The following is a 17,014-nucleotide window of genomic DNA, read 5'->3' on the forward strand; positions in this document are numbered from 1 at the left end:
ACAATTGTAAAAAATTTACGCTTGTAAACTGCTTACTTTTTATAAGTTTCGATCTGACTCTTATTATAGGTCAATTTTAGTCAAAGTCAAAAAATATGTCTCGCTCAAAAATACAGCTACGTAATAACCGAATTAATCCATCTAAACACCTTATATAATAGCAAAAAAAGGCAGATAGAAGTTTTCCTTCTATCTGCCTTTTACTCAATAAAAAAATTTAAATTTTTCTTCGTTGTGCTAACTCAACTTGTATTTGCGGATATTCTTGATCTAATTTATAAAAAGACATCACAATGACAGAACCGACAATGAGCGCTATAGGAATATATCCATACATTAATTTAATGGCTAAAGTGGCTTGGTTCGTTTGCTCTACAGCATTTGGTGCATAGCTTCCCCAAGCAAGCAATATCCCAGCAATCCCTCCAGCAACAGCTTGTGCAACTTTTCCTAAGAACCCATTGATAGCAGATAGAGAACCTGAAACGTCTATTCCGTTTTTCCATATGCCGTAGTCAACAGGATCTGCTTGCATAGAAAAATAGATACTTTCTTTTATTCCGTATCCCAAGGCGGACACTAGTGCACCAACTATAATTACAAAATGATTTATAGTTCCAAGCAGAATAATGACTATTCCTCCTGCTTGGATAAGCGAAGCTATGATAAAAAGATTTCTCTTCCCCATTTTATTAGCCAAAAAAGGAACAAAAAAATTTGCACACATAGGTACAATTGACATAATAGTAGCAATTGTAATTGAAAGGCCTCTGTCTCCCACCACTACAACAAAATAATAAACCAAAGAGCTCGTTTGTAAGAAAAAGCCTGTCCACATAAATAAAATGTTCAATGCAAAAATTAACCAGGGGGTATTTTGCCGCAATGCTTTTATAATATTTTTCATTGTTAGTGTTTGTTTTTCTTCGACACGTATTTCACGAACAGAAAGAAAGGTAATAAAAAATAAAATACAGCTAATTAAACCAAACATAAACATTACTTTTTTAAATCCTAAAGCTTGATTGTTACCACCAAAAAGATTAACTAAAACTAAAGCTGAAGAACTTACAACAGTTGCACCAAGAAAACCAAAAAATTTTCTAGATGTAGAGAGTGCCGTTCTTTCTTTTGCATCTGTTGTTAAACTTGGCAAAATCGAAGCCATCGGAACATTGACCAACGTATAAGAAAAAGATAAGCCAATGTAAGTAACATAAGCATAAACCATTTTGCCAGCAACGGAAGTATTCGGCACACTAAAACATAAGAATGCAAAAAAGGCAAAAGGAATTGCTCCAAAAAGAAAATAAGGGCGCGATTTCCCCCATCGTGTATGGGTGTGATCAATTAGATATCCTACTAATAAGTCTGTCACGCCATCAATAATCCTGGTAATGACAAACATTAGACTAACAGCAGCGGCATTTAATCCCATAATATCTGTATAAAAATAGAGAAGGTATAAAGAAATCATTTGCCAAATTAGATTACACGCTAAATCAGAAATGCCATAGCCTAAACGTTGACGCCATTTGGAAATCCCACGTACATCATGTTTTATCCCTTTAGTAGATTCCACCTAAATCCCCCCATTACTTATTGATTTTTGTCAGTAGATATTTTCTAATCAAATATGGCGGTGTACAGCTCCATGCATGGCAATAACTGTTAACAATGGGACTACCATAAGGTGAAAAGTTTGGGTCTTCGGGTTTAAACGCTTCCCAAAATGTATCTGCTCCCATATCAATCATTTTTCCCCAATAATCTTTTATCAATGTAACTGCTTCTTTTTTCATACCAGCAATACAAAAGGCTTCAACTACATGGTGATACGTATACGGTGTTGCGATCCCTTCAATAGGAAATAATGTTTTCACCGTATTTTCAAGAATTTTTTTATTCATTTCAGGTGGCATGATTTCTGATAAAATCATCCAAACTTGACTAACAATATTTATTTCTTCGTTTTCTGCAACGATGAATAAGTTTTCTGTTGCATCAAACAAATAATCTTTGGCGTATGCAACTAATTGTGCCAACTTCTCCTGATAGAATTGCAATTGAACATCTTCTTGGCGTTTTGCTAATTCTACAAATCTTTTTAGCGCATAAATCATAACGCCATGACCAGCCGTATTCTTTTTAAAATCATTTGACCAATCAATAAACACTGGCCATTCATCTTGTAAGCATAGTTTTCCTTGCTCAGTTACTAATAACAGTGCCAAATCAATTTGCTTTTTAGCTACTGGATATAAGTCCTCTAGTACCTCTACGTCATTTGTATGTTGGATATAATCAAATAATGTTGTTACGAAAAATAGACTATAATCAAATAAAAAAGTATCATCTGGCGTCAATTGCGGAGTAATGAAAACATTGGCAGGAATTTTTCCTTCACTTGTCGTCATTCCACCAAATAAATAAAGGCCTCGTTTAATTAGCCTAACGTCATTAAAGGTATAGTAGTCGGCTAACGCTTGTAAACGAAGATCTCCTAGCCAAAGACGGCGATCTCGTTTGGGTCCATCTTCAAAAACATCTTGCATACAATCCATCAAAGTTTTTACTGAAACGTTACAGATTGCTTCTAATTCAGCATCTGCTAGTGTATCTTTTGGTAATTGTTCCATCGTAACGCTACTCTCAGCTGTAAAAACCGGATTTTGAAATGAAACTTGCCATTTTGGTGATGTATCAACTACAGATAACTCAATAAATCGACAACTATATCTTCTAGGCATTTTTAATGTCGTCGGCAATACATCTAAATGAATGTATTCTTCTTGAATCCAGGAGCGAGAAAGCCAACCATCATATGCAGCCGAATCAGCTGCAATTTCAGCAGCAACCTCCGCAAACTTCACTTTCAAAAATAAAGGAGCATCCATTGGAGAACCAATGGACTGAATATCAATAGCAAAAGTACCTACATAATGATCACCTAAATCCAAAATAATGCTATCATCTCGTTTTAATAAGACTTGCGGAAGGTGTTGAATTTTCGTTTTTGTAATCGCTGATTTATAGCCATTAATTTTCTTTTCATCCGGCAATATTTCGACGATAGCAACCGGCTGAATTTTACTTTTTAGTATTTCTGGTTTATTTCTATCAGCCTTGTCCAATAATTTTTTATCTTTATTCCAAACTACATCATCATTAATTTGATAAGTAAAAGTCACAATAATCCCTCCAATTCGTTTTACGCTACTATTTTTTCTTGTTCTGCTTTTGGTTTTTTACCATGACGATATTTATTTTGTAGACGCATCATCATAATTCCAGCTAACGTTGCAAGAAAAACAATACCTGCAAAACCATACATTGAATATTGGATTCTTCCTGGCGCAACAAGAAATGGTGTAACAAAAGCAAACAGACCACAACACATTCTTGAAAAACCATTAATAAATCCTTGTAAAGATGCCCGCGTTTCTGCTGGAAATGACTCTTGTGTCCAAACTTTGTAAATGGCTTCTCCTGCTAGTGGATTGCCAAAATTGTAAAATCCGATTGTAACCGCTAACGCTAAGAAACCAGCGCCTCCGCCAATTAAAGCCATCCCCAACATTGCCGCAAATTGAACAAAGGCACCTAAGAAAAATGCTTTATTACGATACTTTCCACCAGCTACAGAAGTAAAGGCAATAGTTGTCAATAGTGAAACAACATTCAAGATAATGCCCAGACCAGTTGCTTGTGTCTGTGTTGCTCCTGCATTTGTTAATGCATATGTTTGAAATTGTCCCCATGTATTCGCTAACAAATTCCAACAAACATAAAAGATTAAAATGGCAAAGAAAAAGCCTAAGTATTTTTCTTTATTTGAGCCAAACAATACATTTTTAAACGATACTTCTGCATTCTCGCCTTCTTTTTTAGCTGCTTGATTTTTTGCACCGCGTTCATGAAACATTTTGAATTTTTTCGATGAAGATCGCCATAACCAGGTCACCAAAGCAAAAGAAAATAAAATCCCAAAAACAATTCTAGCTCCTAAAACTCCACTAATACCGGATAATAAAAACGAGCAGATATACGAAATAAATACGCCAATTTGCCAAAAAATTTGTGTTGAAGATACTAATTTCGCTGATGTTGTTTCGTCGGGTGCATCATAAGAAACTACAGTCAAGCTAATTGGTAAATCCGCTCCAGAAGCAAATCCCATAATAATTACGCCAACTAACAAAAAATTAAAGTTATTTGATAAAACACAAATTCCAGCCCCGATTGCATAAAAGAGATTCAGCCAATTAAAAGATTTAATTAAACCAAATATTTTAGTAATATTTCCTGCAAATAGCGAACCAAAGGCAATCGCAAACGTCAACGCACCTGAAATAATTCCCACTTGTCCAGCTGTTAACTCCAAACCTTTTTGCCAGACCGGAATAGTAGCAGACAATCCAACGATACATCCAGATCCCAGCATTGAGCCGATTCCAGCTGCTGTTGCTAATGGTGAGTATTCCTTTAATAAATCTGATTTTTCTTCATTCTTATTCACGTTTTCCACTCCTTCATTTGTAATGAAATAATTCATTTAACTACTAAGATTGTAAGCGGATAACAAGCAACTAACTATAGCACAATCCAACAATATTTTTATCCAAACCACAGAAAAAGGGGAATGAGTCCTTTACTCATTCCCCTGAAAATTCGATTTTTCCATCATTTTTCTAATCTCTTTTGGTGTATCTCTTGTGTATTTGGCAAATAATTTGTATAACGAGGATAAATTTTCGTAGCCAACTTCATAAGCAATCTCTAAAAAACTTTTATTTGTTTCCCGCATCAATTCTAGACTATTTTGATAACGCATGTAATTAGTTAATTCTTTAAAAGAACGACCTGTCTGTTTTTTCAATTTATTACTAATATAATTTGGGTTATAACCAAATTCTTTCGATACTTCAGATAAGGTCAGATGCGGATAATGAATTTCAATGTAGCGTAATAATTGCAAAAGTTCCTCATCTTCGTCTTCTTGTTGACTTTCAATGCTTCGGGTCAGTTCAATAATTAAAAGTGACATTAGTAAATTAATCGCCCGCATATAAAAGTTCTCTTTATTATAATATTCCAAAATTAAACGGTGTAACACAGACTGGACAGCTTCATTTTCGCCGCAGTGAAAATGTAAAAAAGAATCATGGCTACTGTACTGATTCGAAGCATTCATCAAGAATTCACCTACGACACCATTAGATTTCACCATATTAACAATTAATTCAGTCGTGATGGATTCATCTTTTAGCAAGATATTAATCAAAATATCATCTTTATTGAGACTATTGATTTCTTGAACAATATCTTTATCTAATAAAAGAAGTTCGCCTTGTTTTAGTATAATTTCTTTTCCATTAACATATTGAATGCAACTTCCTGAAAGCATGTAGTTGAACTCAACAAAAGAATGCGTATGAGCCGGCATAACAGAATAACGATGATGCTTATTGATAAAAATATTTCCTTCTTTGAAAAAAGACTCTTGCGGCATTTTAGGAACAGCAACCTTTTCGAAGGGTAAATTCTGATCGTTAACATTATACCCTTCTTTTCGCTGTATTTTTTCAATTTCATTTTCTTGCTGCAAAATAATTTCTAATTCAGAAAATTCCATACTATCCCCACTTTTAACAAAACTACTCGCAACCAGCTACTGAACAAATTCTATCTACAACCGATTAATCACATCTTCCACATTTTTAATCATCACCGAAATCGTCCCATCTGGATTATTAGTGAATTCAATTAGATTGGGATCTCGATAAACATCTAACGGAACTATTAATTCAATCCCGTTTGAAAGTTTTAGTTTTTGCTTACTGTATTTCTTTTCCGTAATTTCTTTTACTTCCCTTAGTAATGGGGCTTGGTTCACAAACCCCTTTTCTACTACTTCTTCTTCAAAGGCCATTTGAGCTGTAATGTTGTCTTTAAAAACTTTTTGGGCAACTTCTTTTACTTCAAGTTGACCATTTTCTTCTATTGCTTCATAGACAGCGTCTTTGACATCAGCTACCACATCATGACTAGCAGCTTCAAATTTCTTACCGATTTTTTCGGCTACTTTTTTGATTACTTTGACATTTTCTTCTAGTGATGGGATAGGCTGGCTTTCAATCACACGGGTTGAAAAATAGAAGTTCTTTTCCCCAGAAAAGGTGTATTTTTTTTCAATCAATTCATAAACCATATCGGTTAAATCAAGCGTGATGCCTTCGTCAGCTTTTTGCGACTTGCCGGCTAAAATTGCCCGATTAATGATTAATTGATTATTTAGCCCACTTTCTGATGAATCCACAAAATGCGTAAAGCCGTCATTGTAATTAACCTTCAAAAAAGCCAGCTGCATTTTTGTATCCAACTCATATAACACGACAAAAACATCGGCACTAGGAGCATCTTCACTTTGACTATACACGTCATACCAACGGGCAACCAATTGTTCTGAAACTTGCACAAAATCATTTTGTGCTTGACTGGCTAATGCTTCAAAAGCAGAGCCAACCACTAAACTACCAGTTTTTGTTTGCGCACTTGCCAATTTTTGAATTTTTTTAGTCAAATAATCCCGAATATACTCCGTCGTTAAATCCAATTCCATTTGTGAATAAACAGGATCACCGCTTTGGCGATCAATAATGTGTAAAATTGCCTTTTTCAAATAGATATCCATTTTATTTCGCTCTTTTCTTAATTTAAAGTTCTGATTCAGTGTACAGAAAAAAGCAATGAAAAGACAAGTCTTTTCATTGCTTTTATTTTAATCTAAGGAAGTCGCAAAATTATAAATATCCGTTGCCAACAAATCATCACCGTTAATCGCCGGTTGATTGGCAAAGAGTAATACGAGGTTTTCATTGCTTTCATCGCCATAAACAAAAGTATCATAGCCGCCTAAAGAGCCGTGGATACTCTTAATCCCTTCATCGTGCCAAATGCCCCCAGCATATCCAGCATCTTCAATTTGCGCCAACTCCTTATATTCTGCTGCGGTTAGGATTTGCCCATTAGTTAAGCCTTTTTGCACTTTTAACATGTCGTCAATACTCATAAATAAATTGCCGGCCCCCAGCAGACTTGAAAATAATTCTTTATCCGCATGAAATTCATCATCTTGATAATCTTTTTCATTTTCGTAACGATACGCAATTGGCAAGGTCATCTTAGGCGGCCGTTTTTCCCAAGAAAAAGTTCGCTTTAAATGCAAAGGTTTAATAATTTTATTTTCCAATACCGTCTCATATTTTTCACCAGTAATTTGACTAATCACCCCTGATAACAAGGTGTAATTGGCATTCGTATAGGAAAAGCTTTGATCTTGCGTAACTTGCATTTCTGACAAAACATAGTTGAGTTGATCTTCTTCTAAACCCAAAAGCTTTCCAGGATTACTTTCTGCCATTTGAATACCCGAAGTATGATCTAAAAGTTGCCGAATCTTGATATTTGCCAACTCCGGCTGATTAGGATAAAAAGCAGCCAAATTACTTTCATAGGAAAGCTTTCCTGCTGCTACTAGTTGAGCAATTAGGCTGCCGGTCATAAATTTTTGTAAAGACGCAATCGGATAAGAAAGCCGAATATTATTTTTTTTCAAACGACCAAAATCAGCATAACCATAGGCACTACGATTAATAACTTCTCCATTTTTTACAACGAGTATGACACCTTTAAAATGTTCTTTTTGTACCATTTGGTTGATATCTGCTTTAAAAAGCGGATTACTCTGGGCTAAAATGCGCGAGACAGATGTTTCTTCTGCCGGAGCTTTTGTGGTAGTCTTGTGTGCCATTTGCCAACTAGCACCAAAAATAATGAACAATACTATAACTATGCCAATTACAAACCAATATTTTTTTTTCATCTAAATGCCTCTTTCCTGCTGCTGATTATACTGCAAACTCTAAAATTTGTTTACTAAAACAAAATGAAAGAAAAAAATCGCTAATTACGCTAAACTAGAAGTAGCAAAAAAGAATTGGAGGCATTATAGATGGAAAATCTTACATCAACTTACACATTAAAAAATGGCGTTAAAATTCCTAAAGTCGGCTTTGGTACTTGGCAAACACCCGATGGCGATGTGGCGGTTTCATCAGTTAAATCCGCTTTAAAAGCTGGATACCGCCATATCGACACGGCCCAAGGCTACCACAATGAAAAAAGTGTTGGTAAGGCGATTAAAGAAAGTGGTGTTCCTCGCTCTGAAATTTTTCTAACGACGAAATTATGGAATGAAAACCATAGCTATGATTTAGTGATGGAAAGTTTCGCCCAATCTTTAAAAGAACTAGAGACAGATTATATTGATTTATTCTTAATCCACTGGCCAAACCCCGTAACTTTCCGCGATAACTGGCAAGAAGCAAACGCCAGTACCTGGAAAGCAATGGAAGAGTTATATGAAGCAGGTAAAATCAAAGCAATCGGCGTCAGCAACTTTTTGCCACATCATTTAGATGAACTAAAGAAAACAGCTAAAATTATGCCACAAGTCAATCAAGTTTTCTTGGCTCCAGGTGAATTGCAACCTGAAGTTGTGAAATATGCACAAACAAATGATATTTTGCTAGAAGCTTATAGCCCACTTGGTACAGGTAAAATCTTTAGTGTACCAGAAATGCAAGAAATTGCGGCAAAACACAACAAATCAATTGCCCAAGTTGCTTTACGCTGGTCGTTACAACATGGCTTTTTACCATTACCAAAATCTGTTCATAAAAACCGCATTCAAGAAAATAGTGAAATTTTTGATTTTGAATTATCAGATGAAGATATGGCAACAATTGACAAACTAGATGGTGTCGTAGGGAAAGCCAAAAATCCAGATACTGCGAATTTTTAAAATGACAAAAGAAAAAATCCAAAAACGACTGCTAAACTTACCAAAAGAAATTACGACAGCCATTAGTTCTGATTTTGTTTTCTTAGTATGGCCTGATAAGGTCCAACATTTTCCAGCTAGAAATTGGGCAACACCCCAGTTTCAGAAAACTATTTCAGAGTACCTTACAACCCCTCTTTACACAACTTTTAATGGTTATCTAGTAGCATATGAAGAAAATAATGAGTTGATTTTGATTTTACCCGGAATGAAGCAATAAAATAGAGGCATTGGTTGTCGTATTTTAGCTGAAAACGACAATCGATGCCTTTATTTTCATTTTTTTTACAATATTGCTTTTCATTTACCCGAACTTTTTTTATAATCATAAAGGACTCAACTCAGAAAAGGAGATATTTATGAAGAAGAAACAAAAGCAAAAATTGCTAAAACAATTTCGACCTAACTTCGAACAAGTACGTTTAGAACTGTTTAACGAAATCGTTTTAAAAGCCAAAAAAGATTATAATTTAGTATTGGATATTTTTATTGATCCTAAGAAAAAAGACGATATGACTGTTGCTTTTAACAATGGCGCTCAAGTGCAACAGTTTACTGTACCGATGGATGAAAACTTTAACACTGTGGTTAAACGCATCCAAAAACAAGAAAAAGGCTTACTCGCTCGTTTTAGTACAAACTTAGCTGATAGTATTGCCTCTTACTTACAACCTAACTTACCACAAGGCTTATCAAGTACAACTGCCAAAGAAGATAAAGCAGACAAAGCTGCTGCTAAAAAGCCCGTAGAAATTGAAACACAGCCAAAAGAAGTGGAAAAAGAAGCTGTTACTGACAAAGACGTGAAAAAAGAAGCTGAAAAAGATGGGGCTAACAAAGAAAAAGAAGTTCACGCACCAATGACAGTAACAGACTTTACTCAAGCAATTGCAAATTTTCCTAAGTTTGTGGTTAACCAAACAGACGCCGGGTATGAAGTCGTGGAAAAAACACCAAAAGAAGAACGTTTATTGGCGACTGTTGCAAAAGATAGTAACGAATTTACAGTTGAAAAAGCTCTTGAAAGAAAGTATAAGTTAAAAACAGAAGTGATACCTGTCATTGAAGCTTTTGCTGCAACACCAATTTCAGCTCGCTAATTCTGTAAAAAACTGCATTACACCAAATTCTATCGCTAAAAAATGCGTTATAACCTAGCCAAATGGACAGACAAAAAAGCAAGTCACTTTTCTCAGTGACTTGTTTTTTTATGCATAGATTTTAATTACTTGCTCGCAATGTAGCCAAAATTTTAGCTGCTGTTGCTTGGTTCATAGTCGTCTCTTTTTGCAATTTTCGACTGACCATTTCAATTTCACTGCCAACTGCGCCAACCGTCATTGCTAAAGAACGAGATTGAAGTGCCATATGCCCTTTTTGTATACCTTCTGAAACAAGCGCCCGCAAAGCAGCTAAGTTTTGAGCTAAACCAACTGCCGCAACCACAGCAGCTAATTCTTTGGCATCTTCTACGGCTAAAATATTCAGTGCAGCTTGTGCTTTTGGCAAAACCCTTGTAGCACCACCGACTGTGGCAATCGCAAGTGGCAAAACAAGACGTCCTTCTAAATAGTCATCAACGACTTTCCAATCACTCAAACCTTGATACTGTCCGTCTTTTACTGCGTAGGCATGAGCCGCTGCTGCAACAGCTCGCGTATCATTACCTGTAGCTAAAATAACGCCGTCAATACCATTCATAATGCCTTTATTGTGCGTAGCAGCCCGATAAGGATCTTTTTTTGCATAATCTGCAGCAATGGCGATTTTTTCAGCCACGACATGCCCATTACCACCCTTAGCTAAATTCGCAATGGGCACACGGCAACGTACTTCAACTAACGACTCAGTTGCCAAATTACTTAAAATACTAAATAATATTTTTTCACTTGGAAAAACGGTACGCAATTTCGCCGCTACCCCTTCAAGTATGCCGTTGACAATGTTAGCTCCCATCGCATCTTTTACATCAACCTTTAAATCTAAGGACAAATAATTTCCCTCAATTTTTCGCCAACTAACATCTTTCAAGCCGCCACCACGTTTCACAATTGACGGATAGCTTACATTTGCAACTTCAAATAAGGTTGCGTAATTATTTTCCAACCATTCAATTAACGTTTTTTCATCTGCAACGTCATAAAACACGATTTGTCCTCGTAACAAACGTTCTTTAATAACAGCAGTAAATTTCTCAGCCATCTTCGCGCCATAGCTACAAGCAGCGATAACAGAAGGTTCCTCCGTCGTTAGGGGAACAGCATATTCTTTATCATTTACTACTAAGTTTAAAGCAAGCCCCATCGGTATTTCACTTTCACTGATTTGATTTTCAATCATGTGATTTGCCACATCTGAATCAAGCGTAGTATTTAACAGCTCCGCTGCTTGAATAGGATCAATTTTCTTGTCTGCTTGTAATTTTTCAAGCCGTTCAATTTGACTCATTTGATAAAATTTTTTTTTTGAATTTTCTTTACTTGGACTTTTCAATAACATAGCAAGGCCAAGGCCACCGCCAATACATAAAGAAGCGATACCATATTCTTTATCTTCTTGTTGTAGCTGATGGCTAAGTGTGGTCAACAACCGAGCTCCAGTTGCGCCAATTGCGTGACCCAGCGAAATTCCACCGCCGTAAGGATTAACTTTGTTACTATCTAAGCCTAACTCTTTCTCTACGGCCACAGAAGAAGCTGCAAAAGCTTCATTTATCTCAAATAAATCAATATCTGCAACTGTTTTTTCTTGAGCTGCTAATAATTCTGTCACAGCCTTAATCGGAGCTACTCCCATAATAGCCGGATCAATGCCGACTTCACTAAATCCACAGATTTCAGTTAAGTAAGGTAGTTCATGCAGATCTGCATATTCTTTTGTTGCCAATAATAAAACAGCGGCGCCGTCATTAATAGTAGAAGCATTACCAGCTGTCACCGTGCCATTTTCTTTAAAAACAGTTCTTAATTGACTTAGCTTTTCAACCGAGCTATTTCCACGAATGCCTTCATCATGTTCCATTAGGCCATGAATGGTTTTTATCGGAACAATTTCTGCAGCAAAAGCCCCATTGGCTTGTGCTTTTGCTGCCTTTTGTTGGGAATTAACAGCAAATTCATCTTGCTCACTGCGGGAAACATGAAAATCTTCTGCTACTTTTTCAGCAGTTAATCCCATATGTTTTTGGCTAAAGGCATCTGTTAAACCGTCTAAAATCATCGCCGATAAAGGTTCACCGTAGGCATTTGTTTCATAATTAAAATGACGCAATTGTGGTGCATTGGTCATACTTTCTGTACCACCAGCAATCGCAACTTCTCCTTGGCCCAATTGTAAGCTTTGCCACGCCATGATCACAGCTTTCATCCCAGAGCCACACACTTCATTTACTGTAGTTGCTGGTACTTCATACGATAAACCACTATTGATACTAATTTGTCTTGCCACATTTTGGCCGTTTCCTGCTTGTAAAACATTGCCAAATACTACTTGTTTTATGTCATCTTTTACTTTAGGATAACGCGATAATAACGACTGTGTAACTTTTGTACCTAAATCAACAGCACTATATTGGGTCAATGCCCCTTTGTATTTTCCAATCGGACTGCGCAAGGCAGCAACAATGACTACTCTTTTCAAATGTAGCACCTCCATTAGGAAATATATCATTTCTTTCATAAAAAAAAAACAACCTTAACTAATTCTGACCATTTGCAAAGAAAGTTTAAATAAACTTTAAATTATAAAATAATTTTTTCGTCAAAAAGCTTTTTTTATGCTACCTTATAAGAGCAAATATGACTGCACGAGTAACAAATTCAAAGAGAAATTTAGAAAGATAGGGGTTTGTTTATGAACGTCGGAATAGATAAAATTAGTTTTTTTGTACCACCTTATTACATTGACATGACCGAATTAGCGCAAGTGCGAAATGTTGATCCCGGAAAATATATGATCGGAATTGGACAATCTGAAATGGCCATTGGGCCAAGTAGCCAAGATATCGTTACTTATGCTGCAAATGCGGCAAACAAAATTTTAACCGATGAAGATAAAAAGGCAATTGACTTGGTGATTGTAGGTACTGAATCTAGCTTTGATGAATCAAAAGCTAGTGCTGTAATTTTACATCGCCTGTTGGGCATCCAAGATTTTGCCCGTTCTTTTGAAATTAAAGAAGCCTGTTATGGTGCAACAGCTGGTTTAGAAGCTGCAAAAAATCATATTTCTCGTCATCCTGAAAGTAAAGCGTTAGTTATCGCTGCAGATATTGCCCGTTATGGTTTAAATAACGGCGGTGAACCTACACAAGGCGCTGGTGCGGTAGCAATGCTTATTAGTAGCCAACCGAAAATCCTAGCCCTAAGCGATGATACGATTAATTTAACCCAAGACATCTACGATTTCTGGCGTCCAACTGGCCACGCTTATCCATTAGTCGACGGACCTTTATCCAATGAAACGTATATTAACTCTTTTAATAAGGTTTATAATCGTTATAGCAAAGAATACCAAGAAAGTTTTGGCGATTTTGCTGCATTAGCTTTTCATATACCTTACACAAAAATGGGTAAAAAGGCATTGCAATCAGTTCTACCACAAGCATCAGAACAAGATGCTACTCGCCTATTGGAGCGCTATGATGAAAGTATTACCTATAGTCGACGTGTTGGTAACTTGTATACTGGTTCCTTATACTTAGGCTTGATTTCCCTCTTAGAAAACAGCACTGCTTTAAAAGCTGGTGACAAGTTAGGTCTTTTTAGTTATGGTTCAGGAGCAGTTTCACAGTTTTTCACTGGTATATTACAATCTGGTTATGAAAAACATCTTTTGAAAGATTATCATCAAGCTCTATTATTACAACGCACTAAGCTGACGATCTCAGCCTATGAAAAAATGTTTAATGAATATGTTGATTACAACAAAACAACAACTTTTAATGATGAACTACCATTTAGTATTGCAAAAATTGAAGATAACATCCGCTTTTACCACAACTAAAAAAAGACCCAGATCATGTAAACTGATGATGGAATGATTTCCAAAACTTAGACCGAAAATCTAAGTTTTGGAACATCCATACGCATTAATACATGACATGGGTCTCTTTTAATTAGTTCAAATAATTTTTAAAGTAATCATCTAAATCAGCAACAGCAATTTTATCTTCTGTTCCTTTTTCCATATCTTTAATAACTACTTTTTGCTCTTGTACCTCGGTCTCACCAATTACAACTACTAATTTTGCTCCTAAGCGATTCGCGGTTCTAAATTGTGCTTTTAATTTACGAAAATCAATATCTCTTTCACAAACTAAACCTGCATGACGTGCACTTTGAGCAGCAGCTTGTGCTAAAACATTCCCTAATTGATCCATACAAGCTACGTAAACGTCGATAGTTTCATCTACTGGGATTTCCGCCCCTTCTGCTTCGATTGCGATCAGAGCTCTTTCTATCCCTAATGCAAAGCCAAAGCCTGTATCTTTTTCAGCCGGTCCGCCAAACTCACTAATCAAACCATCATAACGTCCACCAGCACAAATTGTCGTTAATACACCGCCGAAACCTTTTGCTTCGCTCATGATTTCAAAAACAGTATGATTATAGTAATCGAGGCCTCGTACCATTCGGTGATCGACAACATAGGGAATACTTAAGGCATCTAACATGCCTTTTACTTCATTAAAGAAAGTCGCACTATATTCATCTAAATAATCTAAAATCGAAGGTGCGTTTTCCACGATTACTTTATCTTTTTTATCTTTACTATCCAAAACTCGTAATGGATTTTGGTGTAGTCGACGTTTGGAATCTTCACTAAGTTGTTCTTCCACAGTTTCCAAGTAAGCAATTAAAGCATCACGATAACGCATACGGCTTTCTCTATTACCTAAGGTATTGATAACCAGTTTCACATGACGAACACCTAATTTTTGATAAAAATCCAACGCCATCGCCATTGTCTCAACGTCTGTAGCTGGATTTTTACTTCCGATAACTTCCACCCCAATTTGATGGAATTGACGTAAACGTCCTGCTTGTGGTCGTTCATAGCGAAACATCGGCCCCATGTAATAGCCCTTAAATGGATTTACATGTTCTGGACCAAATAATTTATTTTCTACATAACTGCGGACCAATGGTGCTGTTCCCTCTGGTCTCAATGTAATGTGGCGCTCTCCTTTATCGTAGAAATCATACATTTCTTTTGTTACGATATCTGTAGTTTCGCCGACACTTCTGGCAACAACTTCAAAATGTTCAAAAATTGGTGTTCGTAATTCACGAAAATTATATTCGCCAAAGACTTTGCGAGCAGTATCTTCAATATATTGCCATTTAGCTGAATTTCCTGGCAAAATGTCCATGGTTCCTTTTGGTTTTTGATATTTCATCAAATAACTCCCTTCAAAGATGTTCAGAAATACTATATCACTTTCTACAGCGGGTTACTAGCTTGAATCCATTCCAGAATTTATTTATAAGAAATGATAGACTTTTTTAATGGTTAATCTACAATCGGCTTAGGATATTTAATCGCATTTTTCTTTAGTTTTTCAGCAATAATTTCATTAATATCAAAGCCTAAATTGTCTGCTAACATATAGCTATAAATGAGTACATCTGCTAGTTCTTCTTTGAGATGTTCTCGTTCAAGATTTCCTTGTTGCGAGGTCTTCCATTGATATATTTCCAACAGCTCACTTGCCTCTAGCGAGATAGATAGAGCCAAGTCTTTTTCATTATGAAAAGGACGCCAATTTCTTTCATCACGAAATTTATTAATTTTTTTCATGGTTTCTTGCATGTCACCCATTATCTTACCTTCTTTTCTTTCTCTTTATTAGTTTGTTCTTCCCCGTATTATTCAATCTACCAGATTGAATAATAAAAAAAAGAGACTAAACAGATGTCTAGTCTCTTTACTTAGGGCGAACGGTGGGAATCGAACCCACGAATGCCGGAGCCACAATCCGGTGCGTTAACCACTTCGCCACGATCGCCATTACCCTATTTAATTTCAAATAAAAAACTAAGATGAAATAACATCTTAGCTCTTTATACCGGCGGCCGGGGTCGAACCGGCACGCCCGTGAGGGCACTGGATTTTGAGTCCAGCGCGTCTGCCAATTCCGCCACGCCGGCATGTCTTTATTAATAGTAGTCTAAGGCGCTAACCGGATTTGAACCGGTGATGAAGGTTTTGCAGACCTCTGCCTTACCACTTGGCTATAGCGCCATTATACTATTATAACAAACATGATTTCAAGTGAAACCAACTGGGGTAGCTGGATTCGAACCAACGCATGAGGGAGTCAAAGTCCCTTGCCTTACCGCTTGGCTATACCCCAATGAAAAGGGCGAACGATGGGAATCGAACCCACGAGTGCCGGAGCCACAATCCGGTGCGTTAACCACTTCGCCACGATCGCCGTATTAAATTAATGGCAGGGGCAGCAGGAATTGAACCCACACTAACGGTTTTGGAGACCGCTGTTCTACCTTTAAACTATGCCCCTAATAAAAATGGAGGAGAGTGGATTCGAACCACTGAACCCTAAGGAACGGATTTACAGTCCGTCGCGTTTAGCCACTTCGCTACTCCTCCGTGGTGGCGCGGGACAGAATCGAACTGCCGACACATGGAGCTTCAATCCATTGCTCTACCAACTGAGCTACCGAGCCAATTTAAAATTTATAATGGCGGTCCCGACGGGACTCGAACCCGCGATCTCCTGCGTGACAGGCAGGCGTGATAACCACTACACTACGGGACCACACTATATGGGGGTTAACGGGTTCGAACCGCTGACCCTCTGCTTGTAAGGCAGATGCTCTCCCAGCTGAGCTAAACCCCCAAATTAAATTTTAATGATCCGTACGGGATTCGAACCCGTGTTACCGCCGTGAAAGGGCGGTGTCTTAACCACTTGACCAACGGACCAGTCAATATACGGAGAGTAAGGGATTCGAACCCTTGAGACAGCGTTAGCCATCTACATGATTTCCAATCATGCTCCTTCGGCCTCTCGGACAACTCTCCAGAGTTAAAGAAGCTCAATACTCTTTTCTCAAGTAATTGAGAACTCCGGCAGTAGGACTC

The 17,014-nt window shown here is 37.0% G+C and carries 13 protein-coding genes and 12 tRNA genes; 4 read left to right on the plus strand and 21 right to left on the minus strand.

Features of this window, described 5'->3' with window-relative positions:
* Positions 1 to 217: 217 nt before the first annotated feature.
* The 6 genes from JZO76_RS13050 to JZO76_RS13075 form a co-directional block, all read right to left on the minus strand.
* Positions 218 to 1,582 (minus strand): MFS transporter, encoded by a 1,365-nt coding sequence (locus JZO76_RS13050; protein ID WP_347401466.1) that lies wholly within the window; start codon positions 1,580 to 1,582, stop codon positions 218 to 220.
* 13 nt (positions 1,583 to 1,595) lie between these two features.
* Positions 1,596 to 3,191, minus strand: coding sequence for an alpha-rhamnosidase (locus JZO76_RS13055; RefSeq protein WP_206905420.1), 1,596 nt, complete (start codon positions 3,189 to 3,191; stop codon positions 1,596 to 1,598).
* Positions 3,192 to 3,211: 20 nt separating this feature from the next.
* Positions 3,212 to 4,519 (minus strand): MFS transporter, encoded by a 1,308-nt coding sequence (locus JZO76_RS13060; protein ID WP_347401467.1) that lies wholly within the window; start codon positions 4,517 to 4,519, stop codon positions 3,212 to 3,214.
* Between the two features lie 132 nt (positions 4,520 to 4,651).
* Entirely contained in the window at positions 4,652 to 5,635 is a 984-nt protein-coding gene (locus JZO76_RS13065; RefSeq protein WP_206905425.1) for an AraC family transcriptional regulator, read from the minus strand.
* Between the two features lie 54 nt (positions 5,636 to 5,689).
* Complete coding sequence (locus tag JZO76_RS13070) at positions 5,690 to 6,694, minus strand: nucleoid-associated protein (protein ID WP_206905427.1); 1,005 nt, start codon at positions 6,692 to 6,694, stop codon at positions 5,690 to 5,692.
* A gap of 87 nt (positions 6,695 to 6,781) precedes the next feature.
* Complete coding sequence (locus tag JZO76_RS13075; protein ID WP_206905429.1) at positions 6,782 to 7,885, minus strand: serine hydrolase domain-containing protein; 1,104 nt, start codon at positions 7,883 to 7,885, stop codon at positions 6,782 to 6,784.
* A gap of 129 nt (positions 7,886 to 8,014) precedes the next feature.
* Between JZO76_RS13075 and JZO76_RS13080 the strand changes: the two genes are divergently transcribed.
* The 3 genes from JZO76_RS13080 to JZO76_RS13090 all read left to right on the plus strand — a co-directional run bounded on the left by JZO76_RS13080 (position 8,015) and on the right by JZO76_RS13090 (position 10,005).
* Positions 8,015 to 8,866 (plus strand): aldo/keto reductase, encoded by an 852-nt coding sequence (locus tag JZO76_RS13080; RefSeq protein WP_206905431.1) that lies wholly within the window; start codon positions 8,015 to 8,017, stop codon positions 8,864 to 8,866.
* 1 nt (position 8,867) lies between these two features.
* Positions 8,868 to 9,125: a hypothetical protein gene (locus JZO76_RS13085; protein WP_206905433.1), complete on the plus strand. Its 258-nt coding sequence runs from the start codon at positions 8,868 to 8,870 to the stop codon at positions 9,123 to 9,125.
* A gap of 139 nt (positions 9,126 to 9,264) precedes the next feature.
* Positions 9,265 to 10,005, plus strand: coding sequence for a hypothetical protein (locus tag JZO76_RS13090; RefSeq protein ID WP_206905434.1), 741 nt, complete (start codon positions 9,265 to 9,267; stop codon positions 10,003 to 10,005).
* A 121-nt stretch (positions 10,006 to 10,126) separates the two neighbouring features.
* On the opposite strand, the gene JZO76_RS13095 is transcribed toward JZO76_RS13090, so the two are convergent.
* Positions 10,127 to 12,544: a hydroxymethylglutaryl-CoA reductase, degradative gene (locus JZO76_RS13095; protein WP_206905440.1), complete on the minus strand. Its 2,418-nt coding sequence runs from the start codon at positions 12,542 to 12,544 to the stop codon at positions 10,127 to 10,129.
* Between the two features lie 213 nt (positions 12,545 to 12,757).
* Here JZO76_RS13095 and JZO76_RS13100 point away from each other — a divergent pair, with 213 nt between their 5' ends.
* The gene (locus JZO76_RS13100) at positions 12,758 to 13,909 is read left to right on the plus strand and encodes a hydroxymethylglutaryl-CoA synthase (protein WP_206905443.1); all 1,152 of its coding nucleotides are present in this window, start codon (positions 12,758 to 12,760) and stop codon (positions 13,907 to 13,909) included.
* A gap of 112 nt (positions 13,910 to 14,021) precedes the next feature.
* On the opposite strand, the gene hisS is transcribed toward JZO76_RS13100, so the two are convergent.
* The 14 genes from hisS to JZO76_RS13170 form a co-directional block, all read right to left on the minus strand.
* Positions 14,022 to 15,305 (minus strand): histidine--tRNA ligase, encoded by a 1,284-nt coding sequence (gene hisS, locus JZO76_RS13105; protein ID WP_206905447.1) that lies wholly within the window; start codon positions 15,303 to 15,305, stop codon positions 14,022 to 14,024.
* Between the two features lie 113 nt (positions 15,306 to 15,418).
* Positions 15,419 to 15,727 (minus strand): nucleotide pyrophosphohydrolase, encoded by a 309-nt coding sequence (locus JZO76_RS13110; RefSeq protein ID WP_206905450.1) that lies wholly within the window; start codon positions 15,725 to 15,727, stop codon positions 15,419 to 15,421.
* A 114-nt stretch (positions 15,728 to 15,841) separates the two neighbouring features.
* Positions 15,842 to 15,914, minus strand: a tRNA-His gene (locus JZO76_RS13115).
* Positions 15,915 to 15,972: 58 nt separating this feature from the next.
* A tRNA-Leu gene (locus JZO76_RS13120) sits at positions 15,973 to 16,056 on the minus strand.
* A gap of 23 nt (positions 16,057 to 16,079) precedes the next feature.
* Positions 16,080 to 16,150, minus strand: a tRNA-Cys gene (locus tag JZO76_RS13125).
* A gap of 40 nt (positions 16,151 to 16,190) precedes the next feature.
* Positions 16,191 to 16,262: transfer RNA gene (locus JZO76_RS13130), tRNA-Gln, on the minus strand.
* 8 nt (positions 16,263 to 16,270) lie between these two features.
* A tRNA-His gene (locus JZO76_RS13135) sits at positions 16,271 to 16,343 on the minus strand.
* A 13-nt stretch (positions 16,344 to 16,356) separates the two neighbouring features.
* Positions 16,357 to 16,430, minus strand: a tRNA-Trp gene (locus JZO76_RS13140).
* 8 nt (positions 16,431 to 16,438) lie between these two features.
* Positions 16,439 to 16,519, minus strand: a tRNA-Tyr gene (locus JZO76_RS13145).
* 1 nt (position 16,520) lies between these two features.
* A tRNA-Phe gene (locus JZO76_RS13150) sits at positions 16,521 to 16,596 on the minus strand.
* Between the two features lie 16 nt (positions 16,597 to 16,612).
* Positions 16,613 to 16,688 (minus strand) — tRNA-Asp (locus JZO76_RS13155).
* Between the two features lie 8 nt (positions 16,689 to 16,696).
* Positions 16,697 to 16,769 (minus strand) — tRNA-Val (locus JZO76_RS13160).
* A gap of 14 nt (positions 16,770 to 16,783) precedes the next feature.
* Positions 16,784 to 16,855 (minus strand) — tRNA-Glu (locus tag JZO76_RS13165).
* Between the two features lie 10 nt (positions 16,856 to 16,865).
* A tRNA-Ser gene (locus JZO76_RS13170) sits at positions 16,866 to 16,954 on the minus strand.
* Positions 16,955 to 17,014 lie beyond the last annotated feature (60 nt).

This window comes from Candidatus Enterococcus myersii, assembly GCF_017316025.1.
In the GTDB taxonomy this organism is placed as follows: Bacteria; Bacillota; Bacilli; order Lactobacillales; family Enterococcaceae; genus Enterococcus_C; species Enterococcus_C montenegrensis.